The organism is Flavobacterium sp., from assembly GCF_040382755.1.
GTDB lineage: Bacteria > Bacteroidota > Bacteroidia > Flavobacteriales > Flavobacteriaceae > Flavobacterium.
Window position 1 is genome coordinate 1 of sequence record NZ_JBEIET010000078.1, and the last position, 9,732, is coordinate 9,732.

The window sequence follows — 9,732 nt, forward strand, 5'->3', positions numbered from 1 at the left end:
TAAATCAGTAACTCTTATTCATTAGCACCACCTACATCATTATTATCCAGTTTTACAGGATATTTAGAATTAAATAACGCAATAAACTTTTTGGTTTTATAGGTGTTGTAAGTCATTTTATTTGACAACGCAATAATCGTAACCGTATCTGTTTTTTGCGTAATATACGATGAGGTATTGCCGTGCCACCAACCGTTATGATAGGTTAGAGTAGGTGCTTCTTTCCATTCACGTAAACGAATACCCAAACCGTAATTTTTTTCACCTTTCGATTCGTAACTGTACCCTTTAAAAATTTCTTTCTTTAGTTTTTCGCTAAAAAAGTTATCTGAATACGTGGCTAAATCAAACTTTAATAAATCGCGCGCTGTTGAATAAATGTTTTTATCGCCATAAACCAAATCCAAATGGTCAAAAGCCAAGCGTAATCGGTTTGATTTATAGGTTTGACTTACCGTGTCGTGGTGTTTTTCGTAATCAAATACAAACGTGTTTTTCATACCAAGCGGTTTAAAAAGTAGTTCGTTCATCGCTTCGTGATAACGCATTCCAGAAACCTTTTCAATAATAAGCGCTAATAAAGAATAGTTGGTATTGCAATAGGCAAATCGCGTTCCTGGTTTGCTTTCTAAATGTATTTTTCCAGAATTAATTAACTTTAAAATATCTTGATTGGTGATGCGTTTTGAACGGTCCCATTTTACATCACGCTCAATAAAATAACCGTAATGACGCAAGCCGCTTCGGTGATTTAACAACATTCTTACCGTTATTTCTTTATGATAAAAACCTTCTAAGTATTCGGAAACTTTATCGTCTAAACCAATTTTTTCTTGGTCAACCATTCTTAAAATAACCGCGGCTGTCAATACTTTACTAACCGATGCTATATGTAATGGTTTGTTTTTTCCATTTTTATCGTCTTTTTCTTTGTAAGCAAAGCCTTGATAATCTTCAAATAAGATTTTTCCGTTTTTTGCCACTAAAAACTGACCGTAAAAATCACTTTTGTTAATTAATTTATTGTATTGGTAACTGATTTCGTTTTTTTGTTTCTCGCAATACGCAGAATCTAATTCGTTAAACGCTACAAAAAAGTCGCTTTGGTCTTGTTGTGTGCCATTGTTTTTTGAAAATTCCGATGCGTTGTCTTTGCAAGAAAGTGTAAATAAAGTAAGTGATAAGAGTGTAAGGCGTATTCTCATTATTTTCTGATTTCTATAGTTGGATTTTGTTCGATTAACTGCTCAATAAATTGGTCTTTGTTGATTGGTGATAAAAATATGTCGTCGTATTTGTGATAAACAATTTCTATGCCTCTGTGATGAAAGCCCGGTTTGTAAAAATTTGTTTTTACAATAGAATTGGAATATTTTATAGTTTTAATTTCTGAAATTTTAATTTTTGTTTTGTAAAAAAACATAGAAACAATCAAAACGTTTTCTTGAATTTCGTAATACGTAGTGAAAAATGTAACTGTAATTAATACACTTAAAAACAAAATTAGAATACCAATAGGTGCCAAAACCATTTCAATAGAATCTCCAGATAAAAAAGCAATTAGCGATACGAGTACTGCAGGGAACAAGGGTATAAAGAAATTAATTTTACTAAAGTCCGATTTGTATTTCATATATTATTTAGCTGTTTTTTTTGGGCGAAATAGTAGATTGAATTTTTTATTGGCTTTGATTATATAAAAATGTCATCTGCTTTTGCAAATTAAAGTATTTTTGAAGTATTTTTGATAAAAAATATTGAAAATGTCAACTATCAACTGGAAAATCGTAAAAGAGTACGAAGATATCACGTATAAAAAATGTGATGGTGTGGCGCGTATTGCCTTCAACAGACCTGATGTGCGAAATGCATTCCGACCAAAAACAACTGCCGAATTATTAGATGCTTTTAAAGATGCCCATGAAGATACTTCTATTGGAGTGGTTTTATTATCTGCAGAAGGACCTTCTTCAAAAGACGGAATTTGGAGTTTTTGTAGCGGTGGCGATCAAAAAGCAAGAGGCAAACAAGGGTATGTAGGCGAAGACGGCTACCACCGATTAAATATATTAGAAGTACAACGATTAATTCGTTTTATGCCAAAAGCAGTTATTGCTGTAGTGCCAGGTTGGGCTGTTGGTGGCGGACATAGTTTGCACGTGGTGTGCGATTTAACTTTAGCAAGTAAAGAACACGCCATTTTTAAACAAACCGATGCTGATGTAACTAGTTTTGATGGCGGTTATGGTTCGGCGTATTTGGCAAAAATGGTAGGACAGAAAAAAGCAAGAGAAATTTTCTTTTTAGGAAGAAACTACTCGGCACAAGAAGCTTACGAAATGGGTATGGTAAATGCTGTAATTCCGCATACTGAATTAGAATCTACTGCTTACGAATGGGCACAAGAAATATTAGGTAAATCGCCAATGTCTATTAGAATGTTAAAATTCGCTATGAACTTAACTGATGATGGTATGGTGGGACAACAAGTTTTTGCTGGTGAAGCCACACGTCTCGCATATATGAGCGAAGAAGCTGTTGAAGGTAGAAATGCGTTCTTGGAAAAACGAAAACCTAATTTTGAGAAAAAGTATATTCCTTAATTTAGGTGTAGGGTAAAAGGGGTTAGGTTTAGGGAAAAGTAAAAAGTAAAAAGTAAAAAGTAAAAGGTAAAAGGTAAAAAGTAAAAAGTAAAAAGTAAAAAGTAAAAAAGAATGCAGGAATTTACAAATGAAACTACGGAAATTATAGATTTACCTAAGTTTGAGGAAGTGAAATTAAATCGATTACAAGCCAAGTATTTTAATGTAGTTGCTATTATTTTAAGTATAGTTAATTTTGTTATTTTATTAGTGTTTTTTGTTATTTCTTATTTTCAAACGGAACTTTTTTCTAATAGAATTTGGTTGGTTATGGGAATTGCTCTTTCGATTTTAATTGGCTTATCCTATCCACTAGCAAAGCTTAGTTTTAATAAAAAAGGATACGCTTTTCGAACTCACGATGCTATTTATAAATCGGGTTTAATTTCTGAAACGACTACAATAATTCCGTTTAATAGGGTGCAACACGTAGCGCTTCACCAAGGATTTTTTTCGAGAAAATTTGGTTTGGCTTCTGTTGAGCTGTTTACGGCTGGTGGCAATAGTTCGGATATTAAAATACCGGGTTTACTTTTAGAAGACGCTCAGAAAATAAAAAATTTAGTTTCTAAAAAAATTAATCCAGATGCAACAAATGAACTTCACAATGTTGTTCATAATAATATGGAATAAATGAATGCTTTAACCGATTTTTCACAGCCACAACGTCAATCATTACTAGGTGTTTTAGTTATGTTTGCCAATACCTTACAAAAAATTGTACGGGCTATGTGGCCTATACTTCTAGTATGGTTGGTAAAGTTGGATGCTTCCAATACCTTATTTATATATTTAGGAATTGTTGCTTTTGTACTGATTATTGCCATAATTTCTTATTTGCAATACTACTTTTTTACATTTTATATTGATGAAGAAAATAGCGATTTCGTAATTCAAAAAGGTGTTTTGAATAAAACCAAAATCACAATTCAGTTACACAAAATTCAGCAAGTAAATATCAATCAAAGTCTAATTCAACGATTAATAAATGTTTATAAATTAGAAATTGATACCGCAGGAAGCGATAAAAAAGAGGCGTCAATTAGCGCTATTCCTCACGAACTTGCCATCATTTTAAAAGATCGATTAATAAATTACGCTTCAGAAAAACCAACTTTTACCGAGGAAAAAGAAGTTGTGGAAGCACCGTCGTCGCTATTAAAAATTAGTTTATCTAGTTTGATTAAAATTGGATTTACTTCAAATTACGTTAAGAGCTTTGTGCTGTTTATTGTGTTTTTTTCAGCGATGTTAGAAAATATTAAAAATATATTTGGAAGCGCTCAAGTTCAGGAAGATAAAATAACGGATTATTTAGAAAAATTACCTTTGTTAACTTCATTTGCAATGGTGCTAGGAACTATTATTGGAATAGTATTGGTAGTTAATTTAGTGCAAACTATTATAAAATATTATGATTTTACAATTCGTAGAAACAATCAATCAATTGTGCTTTCCTACGGATTATTGGCTACTAAAAACACATTGTTACATCCAAAGAAAGTCCAACTTGTTTCAACAACTCAAAATTTCTTTCAGAAAAAGTTTGATATTCTGACAATTGGTATTCGCCAAGCATCAAGCAATCCTGGCAGTAATATTAAAAGTGATAAGATTGATGTTCCTGGTGCTTCAAAATTGGAGCGTGATGAAATTCTAAAAATACTTTTTAATATATTTCCAGAAAAAGGAAAATTAATGCTCCCAAATTGGCGAAAATTGGCTCTAGAGTCATTCTTTTTACTTCTACTTCCAATAGTTGTTTTTATACTAGTTAATGTATCTTTTGATTTATTTATTTGGAATGAATTGGTTATGTATTGTGTTGCTTTTGCCTTGTTTTCAGGGATTTTATTATGGTTTTCATATAAAAATTATAGACTTTTTGTTTCTACTGATTTTATTATCAAACAAAATGGTGCTTGGGACGTTGACAATACGATTGTAGAACCTTATAAAATACAAGCCATTACAACAAAACAATTTTTTTGGCAAAAAGCTACAAATATTGGTTCGGTTACTTTGGCAACTGCAGGTGGAAATATTGATTTTTCAACGGGTAATTATCTTGAAATAAAAAAAATGGTAAATAATTGGTTGTATCAAGTGGAAACAACAAATAAAAATTGGATGTAATTATATGGAAAAGTTAATCGCAAATAAAAAACTTCTTTTAGTTTTAAGTAGTTCAATGCTCTTGTATTGGTTGCTTAGCAAAACAATTGATGTATATCAGATTACTATTATAGGCGTGCTTTATGAAATTATTTGGCTTCCAATGTTAGTATTGTTTATTGTTTTGCCAATACTAAACACCTATTCACTAATTAAAAACAAAAATTGTTTGATGTCCTATTTTAGTTTGGCATTCAATGTAATTACACTATTAATCGTTTTCTTAGTTTAATGAAAAACACAATACAACCTTGGATTCAAGCGGCACGCTTACGAACGTTACCCCTTTCAATTTCTGGAATTTTGGTAGGAAGTGCGTATGCGTATTACCAACATTCATTTGATTGGATTATTTTTGTGTTGGCATTATGTACCACATTATCATTTCAAATATTATCCAATTTAGCTAACGATTATGGCGATGGCATAAAAGGCACAGATGCCAATAGAATTGGCGAAAAACGCTTAGTAGCTTCGGGTGAAATTACGTCTGCCCAAATGAAAAAGGCAATTATCATCAACTCGGTTATAGCCTTTGTTTTAGCTGTAGCTTTAATTTATTTTGCATTTGGACAAGAAAATTTTGTGTATTCGTTTACTTTTTTGGTTTTAGGAATAGCTTCAATTGCCGCAGCCATAAAATACACCGTTGGAAATAACGCTTATGGATATAGCGGTTTTGGCGATGTATTTGTTTTTATCTTTTTCGGTTTAGTAGCCGTTATTGGAAGCAATTTCTTATACTCGCAAAGTATTGATATTAAATTATTTCTTCCCGCTACGGCTATTGGAATGTTAAGCACCGCTGTTTTAAACTTAAATAATATGCGCGATATTGAGAATGACAGAATCGCAAATAAAAATACGTTAGTGGTGAAGTTTGGATTGAAATGGGCTAAAAAGTATCATGAAATTATTTTAGTGATTGGAATGGTTTCTTTTATGATTTTTTCTTTATTAATTAAGTCTTCACTTATTCCTGTTTTAATCATTAACATTCCAATCATTTTTCATTTAGTAAAAGTTAAAAAATCAGAAAAACACGAAGATTTCGATCCAGAACTTAAAAAAGTTGCTTTGAGTACATTTGCACTGAGTATATTATTTTGGTTATTTTTGTGTGTATTATAAGAATTTTAAAAAAGTCATAATTTTTAATACCAAAATCTTAATACTAAAACTATGAAAATAACATTTTACGGACACGCGTGCTTGAGCATTCAAATCAATGATATTCATATTTTGGTAGATCCTTTTATTACAGGAAATGCTAAGGCATCACACATTTCTATTGATGAGATTGAAGCTGATTATATATTATTAACGCACGCACATCAAGACCATATTTTAGATGTGGAAGCCATTGCCAAACGAACCGATGCGGTAATTGTTTCTAATTATGAAATTGCTTCACATTATGGAAATAAAGGGTTTCATTATCATCCAATGAACCACGGTGGAAGTTGGGATTTCGAATTTGGGAATGTCAAATACGTGAATGCGATTCATACCTCCTCTTTTCCTGATGGGAGTTATGGAGGGCAACCTGGCGGATTTGTAATTGAAGGCGAGCATAAAAACATATACATTGCAGGCGATACGGCTTTAACAATGGATATGAAATTGATTCCAATGCGAACCAAATTAGATTTGGCTATTTTGCCTATCGGAAGTAATTTTACAATGGATGTAGAAGATGCTATTATCGCTTCAGACTTTGTAGAGTGCGATAAAATACTAGGCTATCATTACGATACGTTCGGTTATATCGAAATTAATCACGAAGAAGCCAAACGTAAATTCTTCCAAAAAGGAAAAGATTTAATGTTATTAGAAATAGGACAAAGCATCGATTTATAAACTTTGGTATCAAAATTGTAGAAGTTGAAACACATAGTAAGATAGATTTTTATTTGAAATGTTTGAAAAAGAAAACATTAGAAAAAGCTTAAAGTTATTATTATTCGACTTATTTTATGTGAATCGTTTCAATCAAAACCAAAAATAGAAAACCTATGTGCCTATGTGTTTCAAAAAAAATAAATCATAAACATCCGAAAAATCTGCGTACCCATCTAAAAATGAAAAAAATATTATTATTTCTTCTTATTACTCAAATTTCTTTCGCTCAGAAAGATGGTTTTTGGGATAAAGAACGCGCATTTACTAAAGAAATTAAACTTTCATCGGGCAACCGAACCTTAGTGAAAATTGACGACTTGCCTGAGGGTGCCTCTGAATTTGTATTCCGAATTTCATTAATTGATGAAAACGGAAAAATCACAAATAGCTTGGCATCTGTTTTAAAAGCCATACCTGATCCAACAGGTATTAGTCAGGGCGCTGCAGGAGCTCTTTTTTTAACCAATTCTCTTTCTGGTGACGATACTTGTGTTTATGGAATTTACACGTCTGAGAAGGCCGGAAATCAGTTTTTAAAAGACGGAAAGTTAGAAACGGCTTGTTATTTCAGTAAAGAACCCATAAATAAAGACAGTAAAGTAATTTCTATTAAAAACACAAAATGTTTTGAAAACACACCAAATATTTGGTTTGCTTTTGAAAATAAAAATTGGGTATTAAGCACCAAAATAGTATTAGAAGTGGTTTCTTGGATAGATTATTCAGCCAGTAGAGGTTGGAATTTAGAAACAAAAAAAGAAATCGTTACACTTGGAAAAAAATTAGATTGGTATAAAAAATCATCAAATGAAGCCGTTTTTTTAGTTCAATTTGTAGCAAGTTTTATAGATAAATATAAATATTCAGAGTACCAACAATTATTGACTATTGAAAAAACAAAAGCGGTTAACGATGTACAAGAAATCGCTTTAAAGAAATCAAATCAATATGAAAGTTATTTGAATACCATTCGTGCGGAAGCCGTTAAGTTGTTTAAAGACAGCAAAGTTGACGAAGCCATTTCTATAATTCAGAATGAAATTATATTTAAAAAAGCAGCCAATCATATCGATTATGGTTTATTGGGAAATTTCTATTTGTTTTCAAAACAATTTGCTAAAGCAGAGGATAATATAAACAAAGCTATAGTGTTAGAAAAGAACGATTTAACGCATCAATTACAATTGGCTCACGTGTATTTATTTACAGACCGTGTTTCGGAAGCTAAAGACCTTCATAGTCAATACAAAACGCAAAACATTGCCTCAAATACAAGTTGGGTAAATCAAACGAAATCTGATTTTTTTGAGTTTGAAAAGAAAGGCTTTCCAATAAATAATTTTAAAAAAATACTAAGAATAATTGAATAAAAGTCAATAACAAAATCCCAAATCCCAAATCGTTTTCGTTAAATTTGGAATTTGGAATTTTTTAATTTGGAATTTTAAATGCACGCTACCTATAAAAAATACATCCTAAACTTTAAACGTCCAAGTGGCACTTCGCGTGGTGTAATGACGGAAAAAGAAACCTGGTTTTTACTATTGGAAGAAAATGGTAAAACAGGAATAGGAGAGTGTGGTTTGTTGCGTGGTTTATCAGTAGATGACCGACCAGATTATGAAAAAAAATTGCAATGGGTGTGCGAAAACATTCATTTAGGTGAGGATAAATTATGGGATGCATTACTTGAATTCCCTTCCATTCAATTTGGTGTAGAAATGGCATTTTTTTCTTTACAAGCAGTTTCTCCATTTGAATTATTTACTTCTGATTTTACCCAATCGAAAGATTCAATTTTAATTAATGGATTGGTTTGGATGGGTGAGGAAGCGTTTATGAAACAACAAATTGAAGGAAAATTAGCGGAAGGTTTTACCTGTATAAAATTGAAAATTGGCGCAATAGATTTTGAAAAAGAATTGGGTTTATTGCGATTTATTCGTCAACATTTTGATGCAAAAACCATTGAAATACGTGTAGATGCAAACGGTGCTTTTAATTCAAATGAAGCTTTAAATAAATTAAATCAATTATCTGAATTTGAATTACATAGCATTGAGCAACCTATTCAAAAAAATAGCACTGACAAGATGTCAGAGCTATGCAAAACCACACCTTTTCCAATAGCGTTAGATGAAGAGTTGATTGGTGTTTTTAAATATGAAGATAAAGCAATGCTTTTAGACGCCATACAGCCACAATATATTATTTTGAAGCCCAGTTTTATTGGCGGCATAAAAGGCAGCTTAGAATGGATAGAATTGGCCGAAAAACGAAATATTGGTTGGTGGATTACTTCGGCTTTGGAAAGTAATGTGGGATTAAATGCGATTGCACAATTTACATACACATTGAACAACAAAATGCCACAAGGATTAGGAACCGGTGGTTTGTATACCAATAATTTCGATTGCCCTTTAGAAATTAAAAACGGACAGTTATTTTATTCAAAGGATCGAAATTGGGAATTTAAATTGTAAGTTTACAAATAATTCCTATAAATTATACGTGTTATGAAGTTACTTTTATTACTTTTCTTTTGCTTTACTATGAATACGATTTCAATTTATGATTTTTCTAAAAACTCAAACGTTTCCGATTGGATAATTGTTGATGACGTAGTTATGGGTGGTCGTTCCAATGGTCAGTTTTCTATCGATGAAGATGGGAATGGTGTATTCTCGGGTACAGTTTCTACTGAAAATTACGGAGGATTTTCGTCTGTAAGGTATCAATTTGACAAAATAAATACTACAGCAGACAGTAAAATTACTTTAAAAATAAAAGGTGACGGTAAAGACTACCAAATTAGAATTAAAGACAAAATATCAAAATATTATTCTTATATCACTACATTTAAAACTAATGGAGACTGGCAAGAAATTACTATTAATATGAAAGATTTATACCCTTCTTTTCGAGGTCAGGATCTAAATCTACCAAATTATAATAGTAGTTCATTTGAAGAATTGGTTTTTTTAATTGGCAATAAAAAAAATGAATCCTTTCA

Annotated in this window: 11 protein-coding genes; 9 read left to right on the plus strand and 2 right to left on the minus strand. The window is 31.5% G+C overall.

Features of this window, described 5'->3' with window-relative positions; translation table 11 throughout:
* Nucleotides 1–14: 14 nt before the first annotated feature.
* A complete protein-coding gene (locus ABWO04_RS07905; RefSeq protein ID WP_353078904.1) occupies nt 15–1,205 on the minus strand; it encodes a serine hydrolase domain-containing protein in 1,191 nt (396 codons plus the stop codon).
* Nucleotides 1,205–1,633 carry a PH domain-containing protein gene (locus ABWO04_RS07910; protein WP_353078906.1) on the minus strand — a complete coding sequence of 143 codons (429 nt, stop codon included), beginning with the start codon at nt 1,631–1,633 and terminating at the stop codon, nt 1,205–1,207. Before ABWO04_RS07910 ends, ABWO04_RS07905 begins: the two co-directional genes overlap by 1 nt.
* A gap of 130 nt (nt 1,634–1,763) precedes the next feature.
* Between ABWO04_RS07910 and ABWO04_RS07915 the strand changes: the two genes are divergently transcribed.
* The 9 genes from ABWO04_RS07915 to ABWO04_RS07955 form a co-directional block, all read left to right on the plus strand.
* On the plus strand, nt 1,764–2,603 hold the full coding sequence (locus ABWO04_RS07915) for a 1,4-dihydroxy-2-naphthoyl-CoA synthase (protein ID WP_291241568.1): 840 nt from the start codon (nt 1,764–1,766) through the stop codon (nt 2,601–2,603).
* A 111-nt stretch (nt 2,604–2,714) separates the two neighbouring features.
* Nucleotides 2,715–3,275 carry a PH domain-containing protein gene (locus tag ABWO04_RS07920; RefSeq protein WP_353078908.1) on the plus strand — a complete coding sequence of 187 codons (561 nt, stop codon included), beginning with the start codon at nt 2,715–2,717 and terminating at the stop codon, nt 3,273–3,275.
* The gene (locus ABWO04_RS07925; RefSeq protein WP_353078909.1) at nt 3,276–4,778 is read left to right on the plus strand and encodes a PH domain-containing protein; all 1,503 of its coding nucleotides are present in this window, start codon (nt 3,276–3,278) and stop codon (nt 4,776–4,778) included. It abuts the gene before it with no gap.
* A 4-nt stretch (nt 4,779–4,782) separates the two neighbouring features.
* Nucleotides 4,783–5,049: a hypothetical protein gene (locus ABWO04_RS07930; protein WP_353078911.1), complete on the plus strand. Its 267-nt coding sequence runs from the start codon at nt 4,783–4,785 to the stop codon at nt 5,047–5,049.
* Nucleotides 5,049–5,948, plus strand: a complete 900-nt coding sequence (menA, locus tag ABWO04_RS07935; protein ID WP_353078913.1) for a 1,4-dihydroxy-2-naphthoate octaprenyltransferase — start codon at nt 5,049–5,051, stop codon at nt 5,946–5,948. Before ABWO04_RS07930 ends, menA begins: the two co-directional genes overlap by 1 nt.
* 51 nt (nt 5,949–5,999) lie before the next feature.
* Entirely contained in the window at nt 6,000–6,677 is a 678-nt protein-coding gene (locus ABWO04_RS07940; protein ID WP_353078915.1) for a metal-dependent hydrolase, read from the plus strand.
* Between the two features lie 221 nt (nt 6,678–6,898).
* Nucleotides 6,899–8,089, plus strand: a complete 1,191-nt coding sequence (locus tag ABWO04_RS07945) for a tetratricopeptide repeat protein (protein ID WP_353078917.1) — start codon at nt 6,899–6,901, stop codon at nt 8,087–8,089.
* A 78-nt stretch (nt 8,090–8,167) separates the two neighbouring features.
* Entirely contained in the window at nt 8,168–9,202 is a 1,035-nt protein-coding gene (locus ABWO04_RS07950; protein ID WP_353078919.1) for an o-succinylbenzoate synthase, read from the plus strand.
* Between the two features lie 33 nt (nt 9,203–9,235).
* Nucleotides 9,236–9,732, plus strand: a 497-nt coding sequence (locus ABWO04_RS07955) for a CIA30 family protein (protein ID WP_353078921.1), incomplete at its 3' end; no start/stop codon positions are given.

Bases quoted from the DNA above. Each gene is read 5' to 3' on its own strand.
- ABWO04_RS07925 (WP_353078909.1), top strand. From the start codon at position 3,276: ATGAATGCTTTAACCGATTTTTCACAGCCACAACGTCAATCATTACTA.
- ABWO04_RS07930 (WP_353078911.1), top strand. From the start codon at position 4,783: ATGGAAAAGTTAATCGCAAATAAAAAACTTCTTTTAGTTTTAAGTAGT.
- ABWO04_RS07950 (WP_353078919.1), top strand. From the start codon at position 8,168: ATGCACGCTACCTATAAAAAATACATCCTAAACTTTAAACGTCCAAGT.
- ABWO04_RS07920 (WP_353078908.1), top strand. From the start codon at position 2,715: ATGCAGGAATTTACAAATGAAACTACGGAAATTATAGATTTACCTAAG.
- ABWO04_RS07945 (WP_353078917.1), top strand. From the start codon at position 6,899: ATGAAAAAAATATTATTATTTCTTCTTATTACTCAAATTTCTTTCGCT.
- ABWO04_RS07910 (WP_353078906.1), bottom strand. From the start codon at position 1,633: ATGAAATACAAATCGGACTTTAGTAAAATTAATTTCTTTATACCCTTG.
- ABWO04_RS07940 (WP_353078915.1), top strand. From the start codon at position 6,000: ATGAAAATAACATTTTACGGACACGCGTGCTTGAGCATTCAAATCAAT.
- ABWO04_RS07915 (WP_291241568.1), top strand. From the start codon at position 1,764: ATGTCAACTATCAACTGGAAAATCGTAAAAGAGTACGAAGATATCACG.
- menA (WP_353078913.1), top strand. From the start codon at position 5,049: ATGAAAAACACAATACAACCTTGGATTCAAGCGGCACGCTTACGAACG.
- ABWO04_RS07905 (WP_353078904.1), bottom strand. From the start codon at position 1,205: ATGAGAATACGCCTTACACTCTTATCACTTACTTTATTTACACTTTCT.